Origin of the sequence: Xanthomarina sp. (assembly GCF_035306705.1) — a bacterium.
Classification (GTDB): domain Bacteria; phylum Bacteroidota; class Bacteroidia; order Flavobacteriales; family Flavobacteriaceae; genus Xanthomarina.
On record NZ_DATGNO010000084.1, the window covers coordinates 1 to 26359 of the forward strand.

The 26359-nt window shown below is 33.6% G+C and carries 27 protein-coding genes; 12 read left to right on the forward strand and 15 right to left on the reverse strand.

Translation table 11 applies throughout. The features are described from left to right. Positions 1–905 (reverse strand): DUF3810 domain-containing protein (locus tag VKY47_RS07585; RefSeq protein ID WP_324311720.1); only part of this gene is annotated, 905 nt, incomplete at its 3' end. Positions 906–1055: 150 nt separating this feature from the next. Here VKY47_RS07585 and VKY47_RS07590 point away from each other — a divergent pair. After that, entirely contained in the window at positions 1056–2516 is a 1461-nt protein-coding gene (locus tag VKY47_RS07590; protein ID WP_324311721.1) for an aminoacyl-histidine dipeptidase, read from the forward strand. Between the two features lie 306 nt (positions 2517–2822). Here the strand turns inward: VKY47_RS07590 and VKY47_RS07595 are convergent, their stop codons facing one another. The 3 genes from VKY47_RS07595 to VKY47_RS07605 form a co-directional block, all read right to left on the reverse strand. Next, positions 2823–3962 (reverse strand): peptidylprolyl isomerase, encoded by a 1140-nt coding sequence (locus VKY47_RS07595; RefSeq protein ID WP_324311722.1) that lies wholly within the window; start codon positions 3960–3962, stop codon positions 2823–2825. Positions 3963–4038: 76 nt separating this feature from the next. Further along, positions 4039–4575, reverse strand: a complete 537-nt coding sequence (gldI, locus tag VKY47_RS07600) for a gliding motility-associated peptidyl-prolyl isomerase GldI (protein WP_324311723.1) — start codon at positions 4573–4575, stop codon at positions 4039–4041. Further along, entirely contained in the window at positions 4568–5587 is a 1020-nt protein-coding gene (locus VKY47_RS07605; protein ID WP_324311724.1) for a DHH family phosphoesterase, read from the reverse strand. Before VKY47_RS07605 ends, gldI begins: the two co-directional genes overlap by 8 nt. Before the next feature lie 90 nt (positions 5588–5677). On the opposite strand from VKY47_RS07605, the gene VKY47_RS07610 reads away from it, so the two are divergent. Both VKY47_RS07610 and VKY47_RS07615 read left to right on the forward strand, forming a co-directional pair. Continuing rightward, entirely contained in the window at positions 5678–6097 is a 420-nt protein-coding gene (locus VKY47_RS07610; protein ID WP_324311725.1) for a nucleoside-diphosphate kinase, read from the forward strand. A 104-nt stretch (positions 6098–6201) separates the two neighbouring features. Beyond that, a complete protein-coding gene (locus VKY47_RS07615) occupies positions 6202–8745 on the forward strand; it encodes a M4 family metallopeptidase (RefSeq protein ID WP_324311726.1) in 2544 nt (847 codons plus the stop codon). 142 nt (positions 8746–8887) lie between these two features. Here VKY47_RS07615 and VKY47_RS07620 read toward each other — a convergent pair whose 3' ends face one another. The 3 genes from VKY47_RS07620 to recF all read right to left on the reverse strand — a co-directional run bounded on the left by VKY47_RS07620 (position 8888) and on the right by recF (position 10800). Continuing rightward, positions 8888–9184 (reverse strand): DciA family protein, encoded by a 297-nt coding sequence (locus VKY47_RS07620; protein ID WP_324311728.1) that lies wholly within the window; start codon positions 9182–9184, stop codon positions 8888–8890. A gap of 14 nt (positions 9185–9198) precedes the next feature. Beyond that, positions 9199–9624, reverse strand: coding sequence for a hypothetical protein (locus VKY47_RS07625; RefSeq protein ID WP_324311729.1), 426 nt, complete (start codon positions 9622–9624; stop codon positions 9199–9201). A gap of 96 nt (positions 9625–9720) precedes the next feature. Continuing rightward, the gene (gene recF / locus VKY47_RS07630; protein WP_324311731.1) at positions 9721–10800 is read right to left on the reverse strand and encodes a DNA replication/repair protein RecF; all 1080 of its coding nucleotides are present in this window, start codon (positions 10798–10800) and stop codon (positions 9721–9723) included. A 130-nt stretch (positions 10801–10930) separates the two neighbouring features. Here recF and VKY47_RS07635 point away from each other — a divergent pair, with 130 nt between their 5' ends. The 8 genes from VKY47_RS07635 to VKY47_RS07670 all read left to right on the forward strand — a co-directional run bounded on the left by VKY47_RS07635 (position 10931) and on the right by VKY47_RS07670 (position 17807). Next, entirely contained in the window at positions 10931–11701 is a 771-nt protein-coding gene (locus VKY47_RS07635) for a tetratricopeptide repeat protein (protein WP_324311733.1), read from the forward strand. 25 nt (positions 11702–11726) lie between these two features. Then, positions 11727–12206 (forward strand): 6,7-dimethyl-8-ribityllumazine synthase, encoded by a 480-nt coding sequence (ribH, locus tag VKY47_RS07640; RefSeq protein WP_324311735.1) that lies wholly within the window; start codon positions 11727–11729, stop codon positions 12204–12206. Positions 12207–12640: 434 nt separating this feature from the next. Next, a complete protein-coding gene (locus VKY47_RS07645; protein WP_324311737.1) occupies positions 12641–12916 on the forward strand; it encodes a riboflavin synthase subunit beta in 276 nt (91 codons plus the stop codon). An 8-nt stretch (positions 12917–12924) separates the two neighbouring features. Then, entirely contained in the window at positions 12925–14778 is a 1854-nt protein-coding gene (gene mutL / locus VKY47_RS07650) for a DNA mismatch repair endonuclease MutL (RefSeq protein WP_324311738.1), read from the forward strand. 7 nt (positions 14779–14785) lie between these two features. After that, positions 14786–15562: a rhomboid family intramembrane serine protease gene (locus tag VKY47_RS07655; protein ID WP_324311739.1), complete on the forward strand. Its 777-nt coding sequence runs from the start codon at positions 14786–14788 to the stop codon at positions 15560–15562. A gap of 2 nt (positions 15563–15564) precedes the next feature. Further along, entirely contained in the window at positions 15565–16434 is an 870-nt protein-coding gene (locus VKY47_RS07660) for a rhomboid family intramembrane serine protease (protein ID WP_324311741.1), read from the forward strand. 10 nt (positions 16435–16444) lie between these two features. Further along, positions 16445–17470 carry an endonuclease/exonuclease/phosphatase family protein gene (locus tag VKY47_RS07665; RefSeq protein ID WP_324311742.1) on the forward strand — a complete coding sequence of 342 codons (1026 nt, stop codon included), beginning with the start codon at positions 16445–16447 and terminating at the stop codon, positions 17468–17470. A gap of 10 nt (positions 17471–17480) precedes the next feature. Next, positions 17481–17807: a DMT family transporter gene (locus tag VKY47_RS07670; RefSeq protein WP_324311744.1), complete on the forward strand. Its 327-nt coding sequence runs from the start codon at positions 17481–17483 to the stop codon at positions 17805–17807. A 4-nt stretch (positions 17808–17811) separates the two neighbouring features. Here VKY47_RS07670 and VKY47_RS07675 read toward each other — a convergent pair whose 3' ends face one another. From VKY47_RS07675 to VKY47_RS07710, 8 genes are all read right to left on the reverse strand, one after another. Next, a complete protein-coding gene (locus tag VKY47_RS07675; protein ID WP_324311745.1) occupies positions 17812–18120 on the reverse strand; it encodes a DUF6122 family protein in 309 nt (102 codons plus the stop codon). Beyond that, positions 18120–18740, reverse strand: a complete 621-nt coding sequence (locus tag VKY47_RS07680; RefSeq protein WP_324311747.1) for a WbqC family protein — start codon at positions 18738–18740, stop codon at positions 18120–18122. The genes VKY47_RS07675 and VKY47_RS07680 overlap by 1 nt, the downstream gene beginning before the upstream one ends. Positions 18741–18840: 100 nt before the next feature. Continuing rightward, positions 18841–20415, reverse strand: a complete 1575-nt coding sequence (lepB, locus tag VKY47_RS07685; protein WP_324311748.1) for a signal peptidase I — start codon at positions 20413–20415, stop codon at positions 18841–18843. A 64-nt stretch (positions 20416–20479) separates the two neighbouring features. Further along, entirely contained in the window at positions 20480–21181 is a 702-nt protein-coding gene (gene dapB, locus VKY47_RS07690) for a 4-hydroxy-tetrahydrodipicolinate reductase (RefSeq protein WP_324311749.1), read from the reverse strand. 1 nt (position 21182) lies between these two features. Then, the gene (locus tag VKY47_RS07695) at positions 21183–21785 is read right to left on the reverse strand and encodes a DUF5683 domain-containing protein (RefSeq protein WP_324311751.1); all 603 of its coding nucleotides are present in this window, start codon (positions 21783–21785) and stop codon (positions 21183–21185) included. After that, the gene (locus tag VKY47_RS07700) at positions 21775–22674 is read right to left on the reverse strand and encodes a ParB/RepB/Spo0J family partition protein (protein ID WP_324311753.1); all 900 of its coding nucleotides are present in this window, start codon (positions 22672–22674) and stop codon (positions 21775–21777) included. The genes VKY47_RS07695 and VKY47_RS07700 overlap by 11 nt, the downstream gene beginning before the upstream one ends. Before the next feature lie 2 nt (positions 22675–22676). Next, positions 22677–23441, reverse strand: coding sequence for a ParA family protein (locus VKY47_RS07705; protein WP_324311755.1), 765 nt, complete (start codon positions 23439–23441; stop codon positions 22677–22679). Positions 23442–23564: 123 nt separating this feature from the next. Continuing rightward, complete coding sequence (locus VKY47_RS07710) at positions 23565–24719, reverse strand: hypothetical protein (RefSeq protein ID WP_324311757.1); 1155 nt, start codon at positions 24717–24719, stop codon at positions 23565–23567. Between the two features lie 178 nt (positions 24720–24897). Between VKY47_RS07710 and nirK the strand changes: the two genes are divergently transcribed. Continuing rightward, positions 24898–26358 (forward strand): copper-containing nitrite reductase, encoded by a 1461-nt coding sequence (nirK, locus tag VKY47_RS07715; protein WP_324311759.1) that lies wholly within the window; start codon positions 24898–24900, stop codon positions 26356–26358. Position 26359 lies beyond the last annotated feature (1 nt).

Genomic DNA, 26359 nt, shown 5'->3' on the forward strand with positions numbered 1-26359 from the left:
CTTTTAAAAAGAGGTTCAGCCGGATTTTTATAACTGTCCCAGAAATCTTGGGTTTCCTGATAGTTTTTTAAAATCCCTTTATTTATGGTTTTTAAAGTTTCGAAATATAGTTCGCTATCCCGTTTGTAAATTTCTATCAAACAGTGTTTCAATAAAAATGTGTATCCACTATAATTAAAATAAATGTTTGGGTGATTAATGGCTGCTAATCCACCTATAAAATTAGCTTCATTTTCTTTGGCATAACCTAATTGATGTGCCACTTCATGCGATCCAACCACAGGAAATCTATAAGGGACAATCAAACTATTAATTTGAGCTTCGTTGGTTAAAGGATTTAAATAACCACTAAAACCCATAAAGGTTAATGGTAAGCTAAATAACGATTTTTTAATGCTTTTTGGATGGTATTTTAAATGTGGAAATTCTTGTTCTAAAGCTTTAAAACCAATTGGAATTAAAGATATAATCTCGTTCTTGGTAAATGGTATATCTATTTTAATGGAATCGTTTTTAGCCAATTCGGAATGCAGTGCATTCGATTTTTCTATCAAATTTTCAGTCACCAACATTAATTGTTCCGTGGAATAATCTGCTTCTAAATGTAAACTTTCATGTAAAGGCAGTCTGTGGTAGTTCATGGCCCAAAACAAATGGAAGGCAAAATAAATAATTGAAATGGCTGCAAAAACATCCATTAACCAATGCTTGGTGTCTTTTATAATGCGTCTTCTGTTTAAAATTAGCCATCTTAGTATGTATATTATAGCAATTCCATACAACAGATCTCCAAACGAAAATGGAATCCATCCTAAGGTATAACGAAACAATCTGGAAAAAAACGGATAAATGCCAAGGCTGTAGTAGGTTTCAACAACTTCAGGGAATTGCTTTAAGAGTTTCACTATTAGAAATAATGGAACTATGGAAAAGGCTATGTATGGTTTTGGGTTTTTAAGCATCCTTCAAAAATAATCAAATGTTTGTAATTCTTCCCTGTAGGCTTTAAAAACCTGCAAGGTATTTGTATCTTTGCGTTTTCAAAAAACAATTAGATGAATTCAGAAATTAGAAACCTAGAGCCAAAAGAACTTTGGAATAAATTTGCCGACTTAAATGCTGTGCCAAGAGCTTCAAAAAAAGAAGAGCAGGTTATTGCCTTTATGAAAGATTTTGGTAAAAAATTAAACCTTGAAACTATTGAAGATGAGGTTGGAAACGTAATTATCAAAAAACCTGCAACATCGGGAATGGAAGATCGTGTAACTATTGTTATGCAGTCGCATTTAGATATGGTTCACCAAAAAAATTCTGACACTAATTTCGATTTTGCTACCCAAGGAATCGACATGTATGTAGATGGAGATTGGGTTCGTGCAAAAGGAACAACTTTAGGGGCCGATAATGGTTTAGGAGTGGCAACTATTATGGCCATTTTAGAAAGCACCACTATTCCTCATCCAGCTATTGAGGCTTTGTTTACTATAGATGAAGAAACAGGAATGACAGGTGCCATGGGTTTAAAAGGAGGTTTGCTTGAAGGCGAAATTCTTTTGAATTTAGATACGGAAGAAGATGATGAGATTGGTGTAGGTTGTGCTGGAGGTATTGATGTAACAGCAACTAGAACTTATACCGAAGAAGAAACTCCTGAATTTAAAACAGGCTTTTCTATTGTAGTACAAGGATTGCAGGGAGGACATTCAGGGATGCAAATTCACGAAGGTTTAGGTAATGCCAATAAAATAATGAACCGTTTGTTATTTGATGGTTTTGAGAATTTTGGCTTGCGTATTTCTGAAATTGATGGAGGTAGTTTAAGAAATGCTATTCCAAGAGAAAGTAAGGCCATTGTTGCTATAGATGCGGTGCACGAAGAAGCTTTTGAAGCGGAAATGGCCGACTATGCCAATGAGATAAAAACTGAGCTAAAAACCATGGAGCCCGATTTGGACATTGTGGTAACTAAAATAGAAACTCCTAAAAACATTATGGATTTAGGTGTTCAGGAAGGTTTAACTAGAGCGTTGTATGCCGCATTAAATGGGGTATATAGAATGAGTGCAGATATCCCGAATTTGGTAGAAACATCTAACAACATTGCTAGAGTAATTGTAAAAGATGGCGAAATTACAATAGGTTGTTTAACACGCTCATCGGTAGAAAGTTCTAAATGGGATTTAGCCAACATGCTTCGTGCAACTTTTGAATTAACCGGATGCGAAGTGGAGTTTTCAGGAGATTACCCAGGATGGAAACCAAATATGGATTCAGCTATTTTAAAAGTCTTGGATAATTTATACGAAAAAATGAATGGACATAAAGCACATGTTGCTGCTTGCCATGCAGGATTGGAATGTGGTATTTTAGGACAGAATTATCCAGACATGGACATGATTAGTTTTGGTCCTAACATTAAAGGAGCACATTCTCCAGATGAAAGAGCTCAAATATCTTCAGCTCAAAAATATTGGAAGTTTGTTTTAGAGATTTTGAAACAGATTCCTAAGAAATAAAGGTAGATTTCCTTTTAAGAATTTAGCCACGATTGCACGAATGTTCTTGTATTTGTGGCTTTTTTATTTTTTGATGTCCAGTCGGTGTTTTCAGAGAATCAATCTCGATTGAGATTTTAGGAGTTCAGCGCTGAATGGACGAGTGCCTAATTATTCGAGTATTTGTGGCTTTTCATTTTATAATAAAACTTATAATAATTATTTCAAAACTCTATCCACAAAAAAACCACAAACCCACAAATGTATTTTTATTTGTGGGTTTGTGGCTTATTACTTATGGTTTATAAGCTTACAGCTTATAAAATATTATTCAGCTATTCCAACAATTTCCAATACAAAAACCAGATTGGTGTTTGGAGGAATTGGACCCATTCCATTTGCTCCATATCCTAAGTAACTTGGAATAAACACACGTGCTTTATCTCCAACATTCATATTAAGCATAGCTTCTCTAAAACCAGGAACAAGACTAGCTGTTTCGTTATAAATCATAGGAAACGGTTTGTAACCTCCTTGTGTATCACGTTGCTCGTTGTATTGGTTGTTTTCTTTTGCTACATCAGCCCATGAAGTATCAAATAAACGTCCATCCTCAAAAAATCCAGCATAATCCACAAGAACTCTCTGGGTAGAATTAGGTTTTACTGCAGCAGCATCTTCCTTTGTGAAAATCATAACAACTCCAGTATCCAATTTCTTAACTGTTCCAGTTAAATCGGCATTTTTGGTTAAAAAAGATTCAGCAGCTACTTTAGCACTTTCCTTAATTTTTTGGTTTTCTTCCTCTTTTAATTGGTTTTGTCTTTCTTCAACTTTAGAAAGGTCTTCCGTATAAACTTTGGCAGCATCAAAAGCTTCAGCATCTTTTCCTTTTCTAATAATGTTGATAGTTTCTATAATTACTGGATCAACCGGTTTGTTGTCAGATCTGTTAACTTCTACATTAGAAATACTGTCTTGAACATCCAATCCAATTACCAACTCTCCAAAAACAGCGTGTTTGTTGTCTAGGTTAGGCGTAGGGATTTCGGTAATAAAAAATTGACTTCCATTAGTAGCAGGACCAGCATTGGCCATAGATAAAATACCAGGTTTGTCGTGTTTTAAACTTGGGTGAAATTCATCTAAGAACTTATACCCAGGACTTCCAGCGCCTGTTCCTGTTGGATCACCACCTTGAATCATAAATTGATCAATAACTCTATGGAAGGTCGTTCCATCGTAATATCTTTTCCCTTTTAAAGAATCTGGAAGGTTAGGATGGGTTCCTTCAACTAAAGCTACAAAATTAGCTACAGTAACAGGAACTTCTTTGTAATGTAATTTAGCTACCATAATACCTTTGTTGGTAACAAATTCAGCGTATAATCCGTCTTCTAAATCAGGATATTTTTGCTGTTCGCAAGATGTGAAACTTACTAAAAGCGCAAGAAATAAAATTTTCATAGTATGTTTTAAAATGTTCATTTGTAAAAAGTTTTTCGGTTGTAAAAATAGTGTTTTATTAAAAATATAATTGAAATTATTTGTCAATAATTGAATTTACAGAAACTTCGCATAGTAAGGGCACATTGATGCCAATTCTATTTTCGTCTCCATAATACCCATAAGCTTTTTGTGAAGGAAACATGAAAGTGACGGTTTCTCCTGTTTTCATAAGTTTTAAGCCCTCCCTTAAACCCGAAAAAAGTTCTTGCTTATCCATAACGTAGGTTTGGTTTTTAAGATCTTCTTGGGAGTAGATAAGTTCGTTGTTTAAGGTTTTTATATTGTAATTGAAGTTGACAATATCACCAAAATCTGGAGATATCAAGCTGTCTGCTTGTTTTACATTGTAGTAATACCAAAATCCATTTTCTGAAGCGATGTAGTTTTGCTCAGGGTTTTCGGACATAATTTTTTTAATATAGGCTTCTTCCCGCTCTTTTAATTTAATGTTCCTTTCAACAGATTCGTCGATAAACGATCCGGATTTTGACGAAACTGGTCGTCTGGCTTCGGGCGATTTGCAAGCTACCAGAAGCAGGGTGCCTATTAATATGGTAAGAATTCTACTCATTGTTTAGGGCATTTTTATAGCGGGACAAGATACTAATAAAATTTTCAACTGTAGATTTTAAATTTAAATTGCTTTTTCCACCTGCGGCATTTGTGTGACCTCCACCTTCAAAATGGGTTCTAGAAAACTCGTTAACAGAGAAATTTCCTTTAGAACGTAACGAAATTTTTACAATGTTATTTTGTGAATCTTCAATAAAAATAGCAGCAAAAATGATGTTGTTTAAGGAAAGGGCATAGTTAACAAAGCCTTCTGTGTCACCTTTTTTATAGTTGAATTGGTTCAGTTCCTCTTGAGATAATGTTATGTAAGCAGTTCTATATTCTGGCAAGATTTTTAAGTTGCTTAAAGCACAACCTAGAAGCTGCATGCGTTCATAACTATTATTATCGAAAATCTGATTGTAAATTTCTGAGTGATTAGCTCCTTTTTTTATTAAATTTCCAGCAATTTGATGGGTTTTGCTCGTGGTTGAAGGAAATCTAAACGAACCTGTATCCGTTAAAATTCCTGCATATAAACAACTTGCTATGTCTTGGTCTATGAGGTTTTTGTCTCCAAGCATTTCAATGAAATTGTAAACCATTTCACAAGTGGAACTCATGCTAACATCCGAGTACATATAAGTAGCATAATTGTCTGGTTGTTGATGATGGTCTATCATGATTTTTAAAGCTTTACTCGAGGTTAAAGCTTCTTCCATGTCTCCTGTTCTGTTTAGCGCATTAAAATCTAAAGTAAAAATCACTTCTGCTTGTGAAATTAAGATATCACTTACTTCTTTTTGAAATTCATATTTTAGAATTTTAGACTCTCCAGGCATCCATTTTAAAAAATCTGGATAATCGTTAGGAGCAATAACCGTTACGTTTTGCTTATGCTTTAAAAGATATAAATACAAGCCTAAAGTAGAACCAATAGCGTCTCCATCTGGGTTTTTATGAGGAACAATAACTATTTGTTTAGGTGTTTTTAACAGCTGGTTTATCTTGATGATATCGTCTTTTTTCATAGGAAACAAAGATACAATTATTTAATATGAGATTTTAAGGTTTTTTTATAGAAAAGCATTACTTTTGCAGCCACATTAAAAAAAAATAAAATGGCAACTAACAGAACATTTACAATGCTTAAGCCAGATGCAGTTGAAAAAGGGCACATTGGCGCAATTTTAGAGAAAATCAATGCTTCAGGTTTTAGAATCGTAGCAATGAAATTAACACAAATGACAAAAGCTGATGCTGAAGCATTTTATGCAATCCACAACGAAAGACCTTTCTTTGGAGAATTGATAGAATACATGACTCGTGGTCCAATTGTAGCTGCAATTTTAGAAAAAGACAATGCTGTTGAAGATTTTAGAACTTTAATTGGTGCTACTAATCCTGCAGATGCAGCTGAAGGTACCATAAGAAAATTATACGCTGCTTCTATTGGAGAAAACGCTGCTCACGGAAGTGATAGTGATGAAAACGCCGCTATTGAAAGCGCTTTTCATTTTTCTGGAAGAGAGATGTTTTAAATAAAACAAACTTAACATAAGTTACAGATTAAGCCTGAAAAATTTATTTTTCAGGCTTTTTTTTATTTTTTTATTTTACATTCGCCCATCTAAAAAAAAATCCCATGAAAAAAACAACCATGCTTTTGGTTGGTTTTGTGTTAGTTGGCTCTATGGCTTTTGCGCAAAATATGCAAAAAGCTATTAAGAAACTTGAAGCGCAAACCCAAGCTTCAATTACTGTAAATACCAATGGAGTTGCCGAATTTGTTAAATTTCCAAGAAACAAACCTTTGGAATTGCAAGGCTCAAGCCTTCAAGCTAAAGTTATTTTCTTTTTGGAAAGTAATAAAGAATTGTTTCCTTTTCAAACAGTAGAAAGCACATTTAAATTTGGAACTGTTAAAACGGATAATTATGCTTTTAAGCAGATTACTTTAACTCAACATAAAAATAATATACCGGTTTTCGATGGGCAATTACGCTTTCATTTTAACACGAATAACCAATTGACTGCTATTAATGGAAACTATATTCCTAACATCAAAAACAGTACAGAGCCTTCCATTAGTGCTTCACAAGCAAATGCTACCGCTATTGATATTGTAAATAAACAAGATATTAATTATTCTGGAATTTCATTATTCGCTTTTGAAACCACCTTGTATTTATTTCAAAAAGGATTAGTTAATAATGCTTTTGGTGCTACTTCTTTGGTTTATAAAGTGGAAGTTAGAAACGATGCAGATGTTCGGGAGTACGTTTTTATAAATGCACATTCAGGTGAAATTACAGAGCAATTTACAGGAATGGCTCATGCAATAGATAGGATTGTCTACGAAAACAATACCTCAAATATTGTTTGGCAGGAAGGTGATGCTTTTCCAGGACCTTTAAATATCTGGCAACAAAACGAAGTTATGGCATCTGGACATGTGTATAATTTTTTTAATAATGCTTTTGGTTATGTGTCTTACGATGGTGCAGATGCACAAATGCGAACGATAAATAATAACCCAAATATTTCTTGTCCTAATGCCAACTGGAATGGTGTTACGGCAAATTATTGTAATGGAACAGCTTCTGATGATGTGATTGCCCACGAATGGGGCCACGCCTATACAGAATATACAAGTGGCTTAATTTATGCCTACGAATCTGGCGCCATGAACGAATCCTTTTCTGATATCTGGGGAGAAACGGTGGATTTATTAAATAATTATGAAGATGAAGATGAAGACTTCTCACTTAGAACTGGATGTTACAGTTCGGATAGATGGCGAATGGGAGAGGATGCTACCGCTTTTGGTGGTGCTATTAGAGATATGTGGAATCCAAATTGTAATGGCGATCCTGGAAAAGTAACCGATGGTCAATATTATTGTGGCACTGGAGATGGCGGAGGAGTTCACTCTAATTCGGGAATTCCTAACCATGCCTATGCACTTTTAGTGGATGGTGGGACGTATAACGGTCAAACTATTTCAGGGATCGGCTTTACTAAAGCTGCACATATTTTTTGGAGAGCTCAAAGTAGCTACTTAACTGCAACAAGCGATTTTTATTCATTGGCAGATGCTTTAGAAGCTTCATGTTCGGATTTATTAGGGATTAATTTAGAAGGTTTAAGTACTTCTGCGCCAATTGGACTCTCGGGTGAAATAATTACAACATCAGATTACAACCAATTGGTAAACACCTTATTGGCTGTGGAGTTGCGTACGGAGAATAATTGTGGATATCAGCCACTTTTGTCCGCTACTGTAGATCCATGTAATTCTGCTTTAAATGCTCCTATATTTTTTGAAGATTGGGAGTCTGGAATGTCGGGTTGGAATGTTTCGCAAATCCCAACGGATCCTGCAACTTGGGAAGAAAGAGATTGGATAGTTGCTTCTGGTTTACCAAATGATAGAGCGGGGCACGCTATTTTTGCAATAGATCCTATTAATGGAGATTGTTATACGTCACTTCAAAATGGTATTATTAGATTAGAAAGCCCTGTTATAACGATTCCAAACCAATTAACAGGAACTTTCGAGATGACCTTTGTTCACTATGTTTCTACTGAACGTACTTGGGATGGTGGTAATATTAAATACAGTTTGGATGGGAATGCATGGATGTTTTTGCCAGCAAGCGCTTTTACAGCAAATCCGTATAATACCTTCTTAAGCATTGATGGAAGCGATAACCCCATGCAAGGACAAATGGCTTTTACAGGTTCTGACGAAGGTTCAACTTCTGGAAGCTGGGGAAGAAGTTATATAGATTTGTCGTCTATAGGAGTGGTGGCAAATTCAACAATCCAACTGAGATGGGAGCTTGGAACAGATGGATGTAACGGTAGAGAAGGTTGGTATGTAGATGATATTTCTATTTACAATTGCGATATGTTTCTTTCAGTTTCAGAATTTGAAAGTTTGAAGAATAACATTAAAATATTTCCAAATCCATCAAACGGAAAGTTTACCCTTAAAAACACCAATAATATAGACTTACTAAAAGCTGATATTTTTGATATTAATGGAAGGATAATTAAAACAATCGATCTCTCTAATAGTGAAAATCTTCAAGTTATAGACCTTACACAGGTTATGTCTGGAATCTATTTTATGAATGTGCACACTAAAAATGCAACTCAGGTTATTAAGCTAATTAAACAGTAAAACAGAGTTAAATACATTTAAAAAGCCTTGTAATTTAGATATTACAAGGCTTTTCATTTTATGTGGTTCAAAATGCTCTTAGGTACAGAAACGAATTGAAGGTTGGGCTTGTGTGTTGTATAAACCTTGGTTATTACTAATTTTATCGCAGGACTAATTTCTTAATAATGTCTTTTCCAAGAGATTCATTGAGCATGTTGATTATTTTGTCTTTACCATAACTAAGCTCTTCTCTTAAAACACTGGAACTTAATTGCACAAAGAGGGTGTTGTTTTTTAGTTGGATGTCTGTTGTGTAATTATTTACACCATTCCCCATCATATCTCTCCATGTTTCCTGTACCTTAACTACATCCAAACCGTATTCAAGCTTGTTGGTTTCAACAAATTCTTTTAAGGCATCTCCTATGCTAATATGTTCGTTGTTTCGTTTTGCCATGTTTTATGAGAATTTTATTTAGTAACATTTATAGGTGTAAATTTCTTATATAAAAATACCGCTTTATTCTTATTAGTAACTTTAAGTTGCTCATTAGTTGCTAACAAAACGGTTTCTTTCCAAGTGTCGTAAGGGGTTTCGTAATATAAGTTTAAACTGTCGTTTTCAATCTTAATGGTAAATTGCTCCGTGTCGTGAGAGGTTTCATAAGTACCATCGAAACCAGGTTTTAATTTAATTCTGAAACCAACCAAACTATCTGAAATGTTAATATAATCTACCGTATCGTTATAGGTGTATTTTTTCTTGGTACCGTCGGGTAAAGTTACTTCTTCAATTTCCCAATAACCTTCAAGATGTTCAATATAAGTTTCTGGATTTTTAGAGCAGCTACTCAAAACGAGCATGCTTAGAATTAAGATGAGGTATTTTGAATTCATGGTATTTGTTTTTATGGTTTTGAGTGTAAGATTCAAGGATTAAGAAAATAGTTTAGATTATTTTTTAGTCTTGTTTCTCTTTTCTATTCTTTTAGCTTAAAGTTTAAAAATCTCATAAGACTGATGTACTTGTTTTATGGCTTTTTCTGTTCTATCTGCATGTGTATCGCTAATAAACAACTGACCAAAATTTTCATCATCCACTAATTTTATTATTTGCGACACCCGATTTTCATCTAATTTATCAAAAATATCATCAAGTAACAAAATAGGATTTTCACCACTTTGAGCTTTTATAAAGTCGAATTGAGCCAGTTTTAAAGCAATTAAAAAGGATTTTTGTTGCCCCTGACTTCCAAATTTCTTGATGGGATGCTGTTCGATTTCAAAAACTAAATCGTCTTTATGGGTTCCAACACTTGTATAGTGCAAAGCCTTGTCTTTATTGATGGATTCCCTTAAAAGAGTCTCTAATTGTCCGTTTAGCAAATCGCTGGTGTAAATTAAGTTAACATCCTCATTTCCATTGCTTATGGCTTTGTATCGTTCTTTAAAAATTGGAATAAAAGTCTCTAAAAAGGCCCGTCTTTTTTCAAAAATAACATGTCCATAATTGTCCAATTGTTTGTTGTAAATATCTAAAGTATCGGCATTAAAAGTGTTATTTAAAGCGAAATATTTTAACAGTGAATTTCTTTGAACAAGAATCTTATTGTAATTTATTAACGTGTCTAGATAGAGTTTATCGCTTTGCGAAATCACACTATCTATAAATTTCCTTCTAGTAGTACTGCCTTCGATAATTAAATCTCGGTCTGCTGGCGAAATAATAACAAGAGGTAAAAATCCGATATGATCGCTAAATCTATCGTAATTTTTCCCATTGCGTTTAATAATCTTTTTCTGGCCTTTTTTTAGGCTGACTACAATTTTTTCGGTTTTATCAGCTTTTTCATAATCGCCATTAATCACAAAAAAACTTTCATTATGTTTGATGTTTTGTGAAGAAATGGGATTGAAATAACTTTTTCCAAAGGACAAATGATAAATGGCATCCAGAATATTGGTTTTTCCGACACCATTGTTTCCAACAAAACAATTGATCTTGTGATTGAACTCAAAAGATTGACTTTCAAAATTTTTATAATTGAGTAATGAAAGTGATTTTAAAATCATAAAAAAGCGGCTTAAATACAGTTTTAAATTATTAAATGTATATGTTGCGCAAATTATTGAAAAATAACAAATAATAGGCTTTTAAATATGAAGAAAAATCATATTTTTGCCACGCATTAATTAAAAAAATATGGCGACTTACAAGAAAAGAGGTTACAAACCAGCTACGAAAGAAGAGAAAGAGCATGAGATTGTTGATAATTCAACAACTGCTGAAGTTTTTAACACCTTAGATGAGACTGCTTCTAAAGCAGAAGATTGGGTAATTACAAACCAAAAATACATTTTTGTAATCATTGGTTTGGTTGCTGCTGTGGTGTTAGGCTATTTAGGCTTTAACGAATTTGTGGCAAAACCAAAACAAAATGAAGCTATGAACGAAATGTTCCAAGCTCAAAAATATTTTAGTCAAGCTGTTACTGGCACACAAAAAGACTCGCTTTATACTTTAGCCTTAAATGGTGGTGAAGGAAAGTTGGGAATGCTTGATATTACTTCGGAGTACAGTGGAACTCCTGCAGCTAATTTAGCTAATTATTATGCTGGAATGGCTTATTTAAACTTGAAGGACTACAAAAATGCTGTCACTTACTTAAGCGATTTTTCTAGTAAAGACTTAATCTTGGCTCCAGTGGCGAAGGGAAGTATTGGCGATGCGTTTGTACAATTAAATCAACCAGAAGATGCGTTGGATTATTATACACAAGCTGCTAAATTAAGAACCAATAGTTTTACAACTCCATTATACTTGTATAAAGCTGGAATTATAGCTATGGATTTAGGAAAGGCTGATAAAGCACTTACTTATTTTACAGATATTAAGGAAAACTATGCATCTTCTACCGAAGCAGAAAATATTGATGTATTTATAGGTAAAGCGCAAGCCTTGTCAAACAAATAATTTCCCCGATTTCTCGGAAAAACACATGGCAACAGAAAATAAAAATTTATCGGAATACGATAAAGCTACAATCCCAAGCGTGAAGAATTTTCGGTTTGGGATTGTTGTTTCAGAATGGAACGACAAGATTACAGAAGGTTTGTTTGAAGGCGCACATAGCGCTTTAATAGACAACAAGGTTTTACCAGAAAATATTTTACGATGGAATGTTCCTGGTAGTTACGAGCTTATTTTTGGCTCTAAAAAAATGCAAGAACAAGGTGTAGACGCTGTTATTGCCATAGGAAGTGTTATTCAAGGCGAAACAAAACATTTCGATTTTGTATGTGAAGCAGTTTCACAAGGCATTAAGGACTTAAATATACTGTATGATGTTCCAGTTATTTTCTGTGTTTTAACAGATAATAATTTACAACAAGCTATTGATCGTTCTGGCGGAAAACATGGTAACAAAGGAACTGAAGCTGCTATTGCTGCCATAAAAATGGCGGCCTTGAATAAGTAGTAAATAAACAATTTTCCCGACTGAACGCGTGCTTGACTGATGAAGTTGGGTAGGTTCCATCGGCAAATTTCAAACTCCAAATTCCAATAATCTTATTTTGAGGAAATAGTTAAAGCTAGATGATAGCTTATAATGTTAACAATTTTTGGCACTTCAAAGCCTGTTTTTCTATGTTTTTTGAGTATTTTTGAAAGATATCAAAGGATAGCGATTTTGGCATTATTCAAGAAACACAGACAATTTAATATCAAACCTAAGCATTCAATTGAAATTGATGAAAATAGGGAGGAGCATATTCAGTCAAAATGGCACGAATTAAAGCAAGGTAGAAAGCGAAAGAGTAGCATTTTAACCTCTCCATGGTATATGGTCTTGTTTTTGATAGCTATTTTAGTGCTTTGGTATTATTTAAGCGGATATGAATAGAAGATATTATGGGGATTTTTAAAACGAGAAAAAATAAAAAATACAGCTACACACCTAGATTCTATAAAGGTGAAGGCAGCCCATTTGAAATAAAACACCCATTCGACGACTTTAGAAGTACTGTTGGAAGTAATAAAGGACTAAAAAACAAGCTAGTTTCAGCACTTAACGATTATAAACACAATCAGAATCATACCGCAAATAAACGTGTTTTAATAATTATTGGAATATTAATTTTAATCTTCCTCTTTATTATTGAATTCGATTTATCCATTTTCTTTTAAAAAGGCTCATGTCAGATATTATTCAGTTATTACCAGATCATGTAGCGAATCAGATTGCGGCAGGAGAAGTTGTTCAACGACCGGCTTCCGTAGTTAAAGAACTTATGGAAAATGCCATAGATGCCAAGTCAAGTATTATAAAACTTTTAATTAAGGATGCTGGAAAAACCTTGGTTCAGGTAATCGATAATGGCTCTGGAATGAGCGTTACCGATGCTAGATTAAGTTTTTCGCGTCATGCTACTTCTAAAATACGTTCTGCAGAAGACTTATTTCAAATACATACCAAAGGTTTTCGAGGGGAAGCTTTAGCAAGTATTGCTGCTATTGCCCATGTAGAATTAAAATCTAAACAAGAAGAAGATGAAGTTGGCATCCAATTAATTATTGAAGGAAGCGACGTGATTTCTCAAGAAGTTGTGGTAACGCCAAAAGGAACTTCTATATCAGTTAAAAATTTATTTTTTAATATTCCGGCCAGACGAAATTTCTTGAAATCGAATCAAGTAGAAACGCGCCATATTATTGACGAATTTCACAGAGTAGCCTTAGCGCATCCAAGCATTCAATTTGTTATGTACCACAATGGAAGTGAGATTTTTAATCTTCCAGAAAGTAATTATAGACAACGTATTGTTAATATTTTTGGAACAAAGACCAATGAGAAACTAGTTCCTGTAAACGAAGAAACCGAAGTGGTTAAAATTTCAGGTTTTGTTGGAAAACCAGAATATGCTAAGAAAACCAGAGGCGAACAATTCTTTTTTGTAAACGATAGATTTATAAAAAGCGCTTATTTAAATCATGCCATTACTTCGGCATTTGAAGGACTTTTAAAAGATAATACACATGCCAGTTATTTTTTAAATCTAACGGTAGATCCACAAACTATTGATATAAACATTCATCCCACTAAAACAGAAATTAAGTTCGACGACGAGCATACGCTTTATGCCATCTTAAGAGCGTCGGTTAAACACAGTTTGGGACAATTTAATATTGCGCCTGTTTTAGACTTTGATAGGGATGCTAATTTAGATACGCCGTATAATTATAAAGACATTCAAAATCCAAGTGTGCCAAATATAGAAGTGGACAGAAGTTTTAATCCCTTTCAAGAACGACAGTTTTCTGGAAAGCAAACTACCGCATTTAGAAAGCAAACACCTTCAAATTGGGATAGTTTGTATGTGGGATTAGAATCTAAAGGAACCCAAACCCAACAAGATTTTACGAGTCTCCAATTTGAAAGTGAAGAACAAACAAGTTCTGTTTTTAAAGATCAATCTCAAGTTGAAACTAAACAATCAACATTTCAAATTCAGAATAAATACGTAATTAGTACCATTAAATCCGGGATCTTGGTTATTGATCAACATCGGGCACATCAACGGGTTTTATATGAGGATTTTCTGAAAAACATGACGGTTAAGCAAAGTATGAGCCAACAGTTATTGTTTCCTATAAAACTGCATTTTTCACCTCAAGAAATAGATATTTTAAAACAAGTAAAAGATGATTTGGAATACACAGGATTTTTATTTTCAGAAATTTTAAAAGATAGTATTGAAATTTCTGGTGTACCTATTCATGTTCCCGGAAGTGAGGTTTCTGTTATTTTAGAGCAGTTAATCAACGATATTGAAAATGAAGTTCCAGATAGCAATTTTAGTCCAACAGATTTATTGGCAAAGTCCATGGCAAAAAGTTTAGCTGTAAAATCTGGGCAATCGCTTTCCGTACCAGAACAAGAGCATTTGGTGAATAGCTTGTTTGGTTGTAAAGAACCAAATATGTCGCCAACAAATAAAACGACGTTCGTAACGTTAAGTGTGGACGAATTAGAAAGAAAATTTATATAAATATTTTATGTTAAATAGAATTACAGATACCGTAAAACATTTGATTATTATAAACGTGATTATGTTTATAGGAACCATAGCCATTGGCGGTCAGGCTCTTGGAGATAATACGTTATTTTACGATTGGTTTGCTTTGCATTTTCCTAAAAACGAAGCCTTTCAACCTTGGCAAATTATTACACATATGTTTATGCATGGAGGTTTTATGCATATTCTTTTCAACATGTTTGCCCTTTGGATGTTTGGGACGGCTGTAGAACAACAGTTTGGAGCTAAGAAATTTTTATTTTTTTATATTTCATCTGGATTGGGTGCCGCTCTTTGTATGATTGGATTTTATTATTTCCGTTTTTACACAGGGATGTCAATTTTAAACGAATCCGGTTTCGATGAAGCTCAAACGCTACAAACTCTAAAATCTGGTTATAGCATGTACGATAGACGATGGAGCGAATTCTTAAATCAGGAACAATTACAACACTTTGTGGGTGTTTTTAATAGCACAATGGTGGGAGCTTCTGGCGCTATTATGGGTGTTTTAGTAGCTTTTGGAATGTTGTATCCAGAGTCTAAACTCATGCTTATCTTTTTGCCTGTGCCTATTAAAGCAAAATATTTTATTCCTGGAATAATTGCCTTGGATTTAATTTCGGCTGTTACTGGTCAATCATTCTTTAGTCCAAGCAACACGGCATACATAGCCCACGTTGGAGGTGCTTTAACAGGTTTCTTGATTATGTGGTATTGGAAAAAAACACAATTTAATAAAAACCGTTGGAACTAAATATGACCTCTTTAAATAAAGACATACAAGAAAAACTTCAAAACCTGAATGTGTTTGAAAAAATAATAGGAGTCAACCTTATTATCTTTTTCATTGGCTTGTTTATTCGAGTTGTTTTTAATTTTAGTGCAAGTTTATCTTGGTTAGAATTGCCAAGTGGTTTTTTGGACGCTATTTTGCAACCATGGGGCATTATTAGTTACGGATTTACACATTACGATTTTTGGCATATTCTGTTTAATATGCTTTGGCTTTATTTTATAGGCAAAATGTTTATGAACCTGTTTTCCGTGAAAATTGGTTTAAATGTATATTTTTTAGGAATTATATCTGGAGGTCTCTTGTTTCTATTAGCTTATAATGTACTTCCAGATTTATTTGAAGGGAAAACCCGTTTGGTTGGGGCTTCGGCAGGAGTTCGCGCTTTACTTATTTTTTTATGTGCATATATGCCACATACGGAAGTGCGTTTTTTCACGTTTAACTTAAAACTATGGTATCTTGGTGTTGCCATTGTAATTATAGATGTTTTGGGGCTTTTTGGAGTAAATTCCGGAGGTAATCTAGCTCATATTGGAGGTTCTTTGTTGGGGTATTTTTATGCGGTGCAATTAAAGAAAGGTACAGATATAGGAAAAGGTTTTGAAAGTTTATTGGATAGAATAGCGCGCATATTTAAAAAGTCTGGTAAATCACCATTAAAAACAGTTCATAGAAAAAAAGCTGAAAAATTTGCAGGCTACTCCAAATCGGAGTTTAACGAATTGAACAAACAGAAAAAGATTGATGTTATTTTAGATAAAATAAGTAAAAGTGGTTACGATAGTTTAACTAAAGAAGAAAAGGAGTTTTTATTTAAAGTGGGTAAATAGTAGCTTATATATGAAAAATCTAAAGCTTATCGATAAATTAATCTATGTTGTTAATGCTTTGGTGGCTACAATGCTTTTACTATCTTATATACTTCCCTATTTTCCGCCTAAAAACTTCGCATTGCTTTCAGTTTTAAGTTTAGGGGTGCCTTTTTTAATATTAACCAATGTCCTTTTCTTTATTTATTGGCTGATAAAGTTGAAAAAACAACTCATTTTGTCGTTTGTCGTTTTAACTATCGGATATTTTACCTTGGGGTCGTTTTATAAGTTTACCTCATCGGATGTTGAACCAGATAAAAGCGATCTTTCTGTAATGAATTATAACGTCCGGTTATTTAATATTTACAACTGGATTCCAGAAAAAGGCATAGAAATACAAGCAGTAGATTTTATAAAAGCCAAGGCTCCCGATGTTTTAAGTTTGCAGGAATATCATCCACACAAAAACGTAGACTTATCTTTTTTTAAGTATAAATACGAAAAGCTTTCTGGAAACAAAATAAAGTACGGACAAGCTATATTTTCACAATATCCCATAATTAATTCTGGTTCAATAGAATTTCCAAAGTCTTCTAACAATGCTATTTTTGTAGATATAGTTAAAGAAAAAGATACGCTTCGTATTTATAATGTGCATTTACAATCTCATAGAATAGATGCAAATTTCAATAAATTAACAAAAGAAGACTCTAAATGGATATTTAAACGTGTAGAAGAAACCTTTAAGATGCAACAAATCCAAGCTGAAATTTTCTTGAAACATAAAGCGGCTAGCCCTTATAAAATGATTATTTGTGGCGATTTCAACAACTCGGCTTTTTCTTATGTCTATAAAGAAATTAAAGGTAATTTAAAAGATGCATTTAAAATGGGAGGAAATGGTTTTGGTAGAACTTACGATTTTAAATTTTTCCCCGTGAGAATCGATTTTATCTTTGCCGAAAAGGAGTTTGAAGTTACCGATTTTAAAACCTTTGACAATTTGTACTCAGACCATTATCCACTTTTAGCAAGCTTTAAGCTTCATCCATAACTTTTATAAAATGAATTGGATTTTATTAATTATTGCAGGTTTATTTGAAGTGGCTTTTGCTGCTTGTCTTGGCAAGGCGAAGGAAACCACAGGAAATGAAATGATTTCTTGGTACGCAGGCTTTTTAATTTGCTTAACCATTAGCATGTATTTACTAGTTAAAGTTACTCAACAATTACCTATTGGAACTGCTTATGCTGTTTGGACGGGAATAGGAGCAGTAGGCACGGTGCTTGTTGGCATTTTTGTATTTAAAGAACCAGCTAGTTTTTGGAGAGTTTTCTTTTTGTTTACTTTAATTGCCTCTATTATTGGTTTGAAATTTGTTTCAAACTAAAATACTACATCAAAATACAATCTACAGTATCTGCCACAATATGAATGACCAAGCCTAAGCCAATTAATCTGGTTTTTTTTGAAAGTAGTAATAATACATAAAGGCCTATGGCGTAATAACTATGCAAGGGATGAAAATTGATACTACATCTATTTGGGTCAAACATGGGGTTAGCTAGTAGATGGTCTAAATCTATCAACATACCACAAATCATGATAAAGTATGCTATTTTCCATTGCGTTTTGAAAAATAAAAGTGCAACAGCTAATGGTAATAAAAAATGTATGCCATAATGTAAAATAGGCTGTAGCATTATAAGTGTTTGTATTGGTTTTTCAAGTAATTTAGAGCATTTGGACCTTCATTAAACAGTAAATCCAGAATACTTAAATTAGGAATAAAACCATGTTTGCTGTTAAACACTTGCATATAATTGTCAAAGTTATAAGCGGGTTCTTTTCTAGCGTTTGCCAAATACCTATAATCTAATTGGTCTTCTACTTTTTTTTGATAGATTTTAGTTTTGGAACTATTTAGGTTCCATTGTAAACAATCTAATACAGTTTCTAAACATTTTAAGTTAAAATCTAAAAGATACTCTGCTTTTTCTGTAAATAAAGGCTGAAGCTCGTCTTCATAAAACTCGAAATAGGGTGAAGTTCTATAGGCTGTTTCTAAAGATTTCCAATGGATGTCTTGCCAGTTTTCGGCGTGATAAATTTTAATATCGCGATATTTTTGTCTTTCTTTTTGCGTATGAATAATAGGAATACTCAACTGTAATTTCCCATTGGCTCCATAGATATAAGTTCTATTTCTATAGGTTTGCTTCTGATAATTATCGTCCATTTCAAACGTAACTTCGTTTGCATAAAGCATGGCCGATGCATGCGCTATGTTTGGAAAATAGGTTGGATGAATAAGGACGTTCATTTGTTTGGTTGTTTGTTCCTCCTTCGCAAATGCTACGGATCTATAAATGTTAAGTAGACAAAATTGTTTTAACTAAACCACTTTACGATTTTACAACTAACTATTTTGCTTTTTTACGTTTTCTCCATTGGCTAAACCCAAACAATCCAGCAATTACTATTAGAAATGGAATAAAATAAGAAACAGGTTCTCCACTTCCATGAACTGTTGTAAAGAAACGTTCCCAACGTGGTTTTCCAAATCTATCCCAACTCATCCAGATAAGTACTGGTTTTCCTACTACGTGATCGAAGGGTACAAACCCCCATGTTCTTGCATCTTGGGAGTTATGACGGTTATCTCCCATCATCCAGTAGTAATCATTTTTAAACGTGTAGGTATTCGCAACTTCTCCATTAATATAGATTTGATTGCCTTTTATTTTAAGCGTATTATTTTCATATTCAGAAATAACACGTTTATATAATGGTAGCACATTTAAATTCAAATCGATAGTTGCTCCAGCTTTTGGAATGTAAAGAGGACCAAAAAAGTCGTTGTTCCATGGGTAATTTGGATCGTGAGGAAATACGCTAGATTCGCGCTCTCCTTTTTCACGTTTTAAAGATTCTACACTTGCAACATTTGGATGATCTTTAAACTGATTCAAGGTTTCGTCTGTTATTCCTGGAAAATAGCTTAAAGAATAATCTTGATTGTATTGTGGCAAATCGGTAATATCATATCTTTTGGTTAACTGATCGTTGTTGAAGGGCCCACTTTTGGTTTCAATTTTATATGAAAACTGAAGTTTTGCTCTATCTGGCAATTCGTTTTGTTTGCCATTAATATATACAAAGCCGTTACGAACTTCCAGAGAATCTCCTGGTATACCTACGGCACGTTTTACATAATTGGTTTTCTTATCGATGGGTTTGTAGTGGTTTCTATCAGTAAAACGCATGTTTAACATGGTATCTACTGGCCAGTTAAAAACAACAATATCGTTGCGCTTTATGTTTTGAAAACCAGGAATTCGTATATAAGGCAACGACAATTTATTTATAAAGGCTGTATTTTTTTTCTCTAAATGATCGTTGTACAAATAGGATTTCTTATTAATAAAAGGAATGGTATCATGAACCATTGGCGCGGCAATAGTAGTCATTGGTACCCGAGGTCCATAATGGAATTTACTTACAAATAAAAAGTCTCCAACCAATAATGATTTCTCTAAAGAAGAGGTTGGAATGGTATAAGGTTGAATAAAATACGTGTGAACAATGGTAGCCGCAACAATAGCAAAAAGAATGGAACTTATCCAATCTCCAGCAGCAGTTCTTGGATGTAAACTCCTGTCTTTTATATGTTCTAAATCCAATCCGTAATTAAGATAGTAATTGTAGAATCCTAGACTTACTATAGCTAAAATGGTATCTGTAGTTGCATGTTTTCCAAAACTTCTAGCTGTTTCCACCCAAACTACAGGAAACATAATAAGGTTCACAATTGGCAGGAAAAGTAAAATAGTCCACCACCAAGGTCTATTGATTATTTTCATTAAAATAACAGCATTGTACACAGGAACAAATGCTTCCCAAGCTTGTCTGCCAGCTTTAATGTATAGTTTCCAAGTTCCTAATCCATGAATTATTTGAATAACTATAAGGAAAATAAACAATTGTGTTAAGGTCATAATCTTGTCTTTTGTTTTTTTATTAGTGCAAAATCACTAAAAAATGTTACTTGTTTTATACGTGTTAACCAATATTTAACACATCTTTCATGGTGTAAACACCTGTTTTGCCCAGGATCCATTCGGCAGCGATTACGGCTCCAAGAGCAAAGCCTTCTCTGTTATTGGCTGTATGGGTTATGGTAATGCTGTCTGCGTCGCTTTTATAAGTTATCTCGTGTGTGCCAGGAACTGTATCAATGCGTTTGGCAGTAATAGGTATGGCCTTTTCTTCATCTTTGTTTAAAAGCCATTTATTATAATTTGGATGCAGGTTAATTATTCCCTCGGCTAAACTAATAGCTGTTCCGCTTGGAGCATCGAGTTTTTCGGTATGATGGACTTCTTCCATGGAGACGTCGTATTGGCTTAGTTTACTCATCATTTTTGCTAAGCTTTTATTTAGTTCAAAAAAGATGTTTACGCCCAAACTATAATTTGGAGCATAAATAAAAGCGCCCTTATTCTCCTCACAAATTTTTACAGCACTATCATAATTTTCAAGCCAACCTGTGGTTCCCGATATAACTGGAACTCCTAATTTTAAACATTTCGCAATATTAAAAAATGCTGCTTTTGGAACACTAAAGTCAATAGCAACATCTGCCGAGTTGAGGTCGTAACCATCTTCCTCATTTGTTTTTATAACTATTTCATGTCCGCGTTGTAGGGCAACTTGCTCTATGGTTTTTCCCATTTTTCCGTAACCAAGTAATGCTATTTTCATATTAAAACTTAAAATTAAGAGTTAGTCCTAGATCTCCTTTATTATCCATCTCATTAATTTTATAATGTGGTGTTATCGATAATTTATCATCGACATTATATTGTAATAAATGTGCGTCTACGTTAGCGTCTATAATGTTTAATGCATAAATACCAATAATTACCAACATGGAGATTTCTCGGTTTCTACCATAGGTTTTTTGTGCTTGTTGAAGTCCGGAGGTAGTTACTGTTCCAAAAAACTCGTCGTCTTCAAAGCCAGCTAAACGGCTTTTGTAAGCATCTCGATATCTATGGTATTCGTTGTTGTTGTTGATATAAAAATATAGACCTACACCTAAACCGGCGTAAACAATTGGAATTTTCCAGTATTTTTTATTGTAAGCTTGACCTAATCCGGGAAGTACGGCAGAGTAAAAAGCAGCTCGAGCTGGAGCCAAAGGATCGATAGGATCTTGAATAATAGCGCCTGCTTCAACCACCAACTCTTCAGTTGGAATATTGTTTTCGTTCTTTTTTTTGTCTTCGTTTTTGTCTTCTTGAGCCAGGGTCGATAAACAAAATGCAAGTAAAAAAACAGTTAATATGACCTGTTTATTTGGCACCCTTAATAAGTTTTAACATGCGATTAAAGTCTTCTTCCGAATGAAATGGAATAGATATATTCCCTTTCCCATTCTTAGAAACCTTAACGTTAATTTTTTGTCCAAAGTATTCTGAAAAGTCTTTAACTCCATTTTCTATATAATTTGGAATTTCTACTTTTTCAGGAACTTTTACTGATTTTTTTTCTTGGTAGGATTTAACCAAAGCTTCTGTATCTCTAACAGAAAGTTTGTTACTTATTATTTTTTCGTAAATATCCAACTGAATGCCTTGGTCTTCAATGGTTATTATGGCTCTTCCATGGCCCATGGAAATAAACCCATCGCGCATACCTGTTTGAATAATTGGATCTAGTTTTAATAAACGCAAGTAGTTGGCAATTGTAGAACGTTTTTTTCCTACACGGTCGCTCATTTGCTCTTGGGTTAAATTAATTTCGTCTATTAATCTCTGGTATGATAGAGCAATTTCTATAGGATCTAAATCTTGACGTTGAATGTTCTCAACCAAGGCCATCTCTAAAGATTCTTGATCGTTAGCAATACGAATGTATGCTGGAATCGTTGTTAGTCCTATTAATTTTGAAGCTCTAAAACGTCGTTCTCCAGAAACCAATTGAAATTTATTGAATTCTAATTTTCTAACGGTTATAGGTTGAATAACGCCAAGCTCTCTTATTGATGAGGCAAGTTCTAAAAGGGTTTCTTCGTTGAAATTGGTTCTAGGTTGAAATGGATTGATATCTATGGTATCAATATCTAATTCAACAATACTACCAATAACTTTATCTGCATTTTTATCTTGTACCGACGAAATGTCGTTTGATGGATCTTTTAAAAGAGCCGATAATCCTCTGCCTAAAGCCTGTTTTTTTATTGCCTTCGCCATTTTTAGGAGTTTTTAATAATAAGTTCTTTAGCCAAACTTAAGTAATTACTTGCGCCTTTACTACTAGCATCGTAGTTTATTATGTTTTCGCCATAGCTAGGAGCTTCGCTTAATCTAACATTTCTTTGAATGATGGTTTGAAACACCATATCGTTAAAATGTTTTTGAACTTCCTCTACCACTTGATTGGATAAGCGCAAACGCGAATCGTACATAGTTAGTAATAAGCCTTCAATATCCAAGTTTTGGTTATGTACTTTTTGCACACTTTTAATGGTGTTTAAAAGTTTTCCTAAACCTTCCAAAGCAAAGTATTCGCATTGAATAGGAATAATTACAGAATCGGCAGCTGTTAAAGCATTTAACGTTAAAAGTCCTAGAGATGGTGCACAATCGATTAAAATAAAATCGTAATCGTCTTTTATGTCCTGCAAGGCTTTTTTAAGCATATACTCGCGTTCCTCTTTGTCAACTAATTCAATTTCTATAGCTACTAAATCTATATGAGAAGGAATTATATCTAGATTTGGAGTGCTTGTTTTTAAAACGGCTTCTCTTGCTTTTATTGTATGCTCTACAAGTTGGTAGGTTCCAATTTCTATAGTATCCAGATCCAAACCTAAACCAGAAGTTGCATTGGCTTGTGGATCTGCATCTATTAAAAGCACTTTTTTTTCAAGTACGCCAAGAGAAGCAGCTAGATTAATTGATGTGGTCGTTTTTCCAACACCTCCCTTTTGGTTAGCAATTGCTATGATTTTACCCATTAATGATTTGGTTTTTTGTAGCTGTAAAAATACAATTATTTGTGAGTTTAAAAAACGGAACTTGTTAACAAAAATAACCCATTTATTTAATAGGTCTTTTTTGTTAAGGGTTTTGACTAATAATTAAAAAACGTAAGTAGCTTTTAATTGAAAACCAGAACTTTTGTAGTAATTATTATCTTTGTGTAAAATATTGGTGCTTAGAAGTAGAAATTTGACTTCTGGTTGATAGGTTAGATTAAAATCTATTTTTTGTTTTCCAATGTGAACATAAGTTCCTGCACCAAAACTACAGGTTGGTTTATTGGTAGATTCAAAATTGTATAATTCAGAATCTGGAGAGTTTTGCTGATTTGAAACTGAAGACATACTATTAACTATAATACCTCCATTAAAACCTAAGTAGGGAGTTAATGTTTTATTGATGTTGTTAAAAGTGTATCGCGCACCAATCATGGTGGTTAAATAAGATAAATCTGTTTTTAAAATCGTCGAATTTTGTGTGGATTTAAATTCGTTAGGAAAAGAGTAATCGACTAAAAGCACAAAGACGATATTCTTTTTTAACATATTTGTGTTAAAATATACCTGAGCTCCAATAACAGGTGTGCCATAACTATTAGTAACTCCCGATGATAAGTTATCAAAGGAATTATTTAAAAAGTTGTATCCCACGCTTACACCTACTTCAATAACTTCTTTGGGTGCATTTGAAAGTTCAATAACGTTTGATGCAAATTGAACATCATCACTTAAATTACAAGAATTATAAGCTTCTACAATGGATTTTAAGACACTATATGAGATGGATTCACTCTTATTGTAAGTCTGCTCTTGTGCTGCCTTACATTTATTAACAAAAATAGATAGCGTAGCATGGTCAAATTTATTCAATTTCTTTCCGTTGTTTACAACCTCTAAAATCTCTCTAAAACCATGTTCTTCATTTTCTAAAAAATAATGCGATCCACTTTTATAAACAGATAAAGATCCTTTTATAACTTCTTCAAAAAGGTAGGTGTTGCTTTTGTATTGTTTGATTATATAATTTGTACCATCATTTTTAAAACTAGAAATTTCCGATATATTATAACTGGAATTATCATTATTCGATGTTTTTGTTTTTATTCCAATAATATAGTTTTCATTATTATAATTAAAGCTGGCTCTTTTAAATTGCTTTTGGGAGCTATCTTTAAAAGTAATTGTAGGAAGGTTGTTCTGGGCGGAAATAAATGTTGCAAAAAAAACAAATATCAGAAAGATTGGGAATTTCATGTTTTCTTTTTTAGTTTTAGCTCTCAAAGATATTATTTTTAAAAACTATTTTACTGACTAAAGTCATGTTTTTGTTTTAATAGGAATTATATATTTGCATTGTAACATAGAGGATAGATTAGTCCGAATTATAGTATCTAAAATAGAAAACCAAAAAAAATCACTAAAAAATTTATTCATGAAATCAAACCAAAAATCAAAAAGAACCTTAGTAAAAAGCCTTGCCTTACTAATAGCGCCTGTATTTTTTATAGCGTGTTTTAACGACAAAAAGGAAGTGGCAAGCACAGCCGACATTTCGGTAAATCAAGAAATGATTGCAGAATTAACTTCTCCGCCCCACGTACCAACTCCAATTGGTAAAAGAAAAGCAAAAAAATTAATTGTTAAAATGGAAATCCTTGAAAAAGAGGGTGAATTAACAAGTGGCGTAAGATACAATTACTGGACATTTGGTGGTTCTGTTCCAGGAAGTTTTATTAGAGCGCGAGTGGGAGATGAGATAGAGTTTACACTATCTAACCACCCAGACAATAAATTACCACACAACATCGATTTACATGCTGTAACTGGACCAGGAGGTGGAGCAGAGTCTTCTTTTGTTGCACCAGGCTTTGAAAAGACTTTTTCATTTAAAGCGTTACACCCAGGACTATTTGTTTACCATTGTGCTACAGCACCTGTTGGAATGCACATTGCAAATGGTATGTATGGTTTGATTTTGATAGAACCAGAGGGAGGTTTATCGCCAGTAGATAAAGAATACTACATCATGCAAGGAGATTTTTATACCAAAGGGAAGAATGGTGAAAGAGGATTACAACCTTTTGATATGCAAAAAGCAGTTGATGAAAATGCAGATTACGTTGTGTTTAACGGAAGTGTTGATGGTTTAACAGGAGATAATGCTCTTAGTGCTAAAGTTGGAGAAACTATAAGACTTTTTGTTGGTAACGGTGGACCAAATCTGGTATCATCTTTCCATGTTATTGGTGAAATATTTGATAAAGTACATGTAGAAGGTGGAGATTTAATTAATGAAAACATTCAAACAACACTCATACCTGCTGGTGGAGCCGTTATTGTTGAGTTTCGTGTAGATGTACCAGGATCGCTTGTATTAGTAGATCACTCCATTTTTAGAGCGTTTAACAAAGGAGCTTTAGGTATATTAAATGTTGAAGGCCCAGAGGATAAGAAAATTTATTCTGGAGAAATTCGTGAAGGTATTTATTTACCAGAAGGACCAGGAATACAAAGCATGCCTACTGTTGATGAAATTGTAGAATCGGATATCCCTGCGAAATCTTTTGAAGAACAAATGAAATTTGGTAAGCAAGTATATATGCAAACCTGCTTTGCTTGTCACCAAGGAGAAGGTCAAGGTATTCCAAATGCCTTTCCTCCGTTGGCAAAATCAGATTATTTAAATGCTGATGTAGAACGTGCAATTAGTGCTGTAGTACATGGACTTAGTGGTGAGATTACAGTAAATGGAAATAAATACAATAGTGTTATGACCAGACAGATGATTTCGTCTGAAGAGGTTGCCAATGTATTGACTTACGTTTATAATAGTTGGGGCAACAATAAGCAAGTTGTTACAACAGAGATGGTTAATAAAGTAAAAAAGAAATAAA

What these genes read in the sequence shown, in the direction of transcription:
- mutL (WP_324311738.1), top strand. Translation starts at nt 12,925, where the DNA reads ATGTCAGATATTATTCAGTTATTACCAGATCATGTAGCGAATCAGATT.
- VKY47_RS07615 (WP_324311726.1), top strand. Translation starts at nt 6,202, where the DNA reads ATGAAAAAAACAACCATGCTTTTGGTTGGTTTTGTGTTAGTTGGCTCT.
- VKY47_RS07590 (WP_324311721.1), top strand. Translation starts at nt 1,056, where the DNA reads ATGAATTCAGAAATTAGAAACCTAGAGCCAAAAGAACTTTGGAATAAA.
- VKY47_RS07675 (WP_324311745.1), bottom strand. Translation starts at nt 18,120, where the DNA reads ATGCTACAGCCTATTTTACATTATGGCATACATTTTTTATTACCATTA.
- ribH (WP_324311735.1), top strand. Translation starts at nt 11,727, where the DNA reads ATGGCAACAGAAAATAAAAATTTATCGGAATACGATAAAGCTACAATC.
- gldI (WP_324311723.1), bottom strand. Translation starts at nt 4,575, where the DNA reads ATGAGTAGAATTCTTACCATATTAATAGGCACCCTGCTTCTGGTAGCT.
- VKY47_RS07670 (WP_324311744.1), top strand. Translation starts at nt 17,481, where the DNA reads ATGAATTGGATTTTATTAATTATTGCAGGTTTATTTGAAGTGGCTTTT.
- VKY47_RS07655 (WP_324311739.1), top strand. Translation starts at nt 14,786, where the DNA reads ATGTTAAATAGAATTACAGATACCGTAAAACATTTGATTATTATAAAC.
- lepB (WP_324311748.1), bottom strand. Translation starts at nt 20,415, where the DNA reads ATGACCTTAACACAATTGTTTATTTTCCTTATAGTTATTCAAATAATT.
- nirK (WP_324311759.1), top strand. Translation starts at nt 24,898, where the DNA reads ATGAAATCAAACCAAAAATCAAAAAGAACCTTAGTAAAAAGCCTTGCC.
- VKY47_RS07680 (WP_324311747.1), bottom strand. Translation starts at nt 18,740, where the DNA reads ATGAACGTCCTTATTCATCCAACCTATTTTCCAAACATAGCGCATGCA.
- VKY47_RS07665 (WP_324311742.1), top strand. Translation starts at nt 16,445, where the DNA reads ATGAAAAATCTAAAGCTTATCGATAAATTAATCTATGTTGTTAATGCT.
- VKY47_RS07660 (WP_324311741.1), top strand. Translation starts at nt 15,565, where the DNA reads ATGACCTCTTTAAATAAAGACATACAAGAAAAACTTCAAAACCTGAAT.
- VKY47_RS07620 (WP_324311728.1), bottom strand. Translation starts at nt 9,184, where the DNA reads ATGGCAAAACGAAACAACGAACATATTAGCATAGGAGATGCCTTAAAA.
- dapB (WP_324311749.1), bottom strand. Translation starts at nt 21,181, where the DNA reads ATGAAAATAGCATTACTTGGTTACGGAAAAATGGGAAAAACCATAGAG.
- VKY47_RS07700 (WP_324311753.1), bottom strand. Translation starts at nt 22,674, where the DNA reads ATGGCGAAGGCAATAAAAAAACAGGCTTTAGGCAGAGGATTATCGGCT.
- VKY47_RS07705 (WP_324311755.1), bottom strand. Translation starts at nt 23,441, where the DNA reads ATGGGTAAAATCATAGCAATTGCTAACCAAAAGGGAGGTGTTGGAAAA.
- recF (WP_324311731.1), bottom strand. Translation starts at nt 10,800, where the DNA reads ATGATTTTAAAATCACTTTCATTACTCAATTATAAAAATTTTGAAAGT.
- VKY47_RS07625 (WP_324311729.1), bottom strand. Translation starts at nt 9,624, where the DNA reads ATGAATTCAAAATACCTCATCTTAATTCTAAGCATGCTCGTTTTGAGT.
- VKY47_RS07635 (WP_324311733.1), top strand. Translation starts at nt 10,931, where the DNA reads ATGGCGACTTACAAGAAAAGAGGTTACAAACCAGCTACGAAAGAAGAG.
- VKY47_RS07710 (WP_324311757.1), bottom strand. Translation starts at nt 24,719, where the DNA reads ATGAAATTCCCAATCTTTCTGATATTTGTTTTTTTTGCAACATTTATT.
- VKY47_RS07595 (WP_324311722.1), bottom strand. Translation starts at nt 3,962, where the DNA reads ATGAAAATTTTATTTCTTGCGCTTTTAGTAAGTTTCACATCTTGCGAA.
- VKY47_RS07610 (WP_324311725.1), top strand. Translation starts at nt 5,678, where the DNA reads ATGGCAACTAACAGAACATTTACAATGCTTAAGCCAGATGCAGTTGAA.
- VKY47_RS07645 (WP_324311737.1), top strand. Translation starts at nt 12,641, where the DNA reads ATGGGGATTTTTAAAACGAGAAAAAATAAAAAATACAGCTACACACCT.
- VKY47_RS07605 (WP_324311724.1), bottom strand. Translation starts at nt 5,587, where the DNA reads ATGAAAAAAGACGATATCATCAAGATAAACCAGCTGTTAAAAACACCT.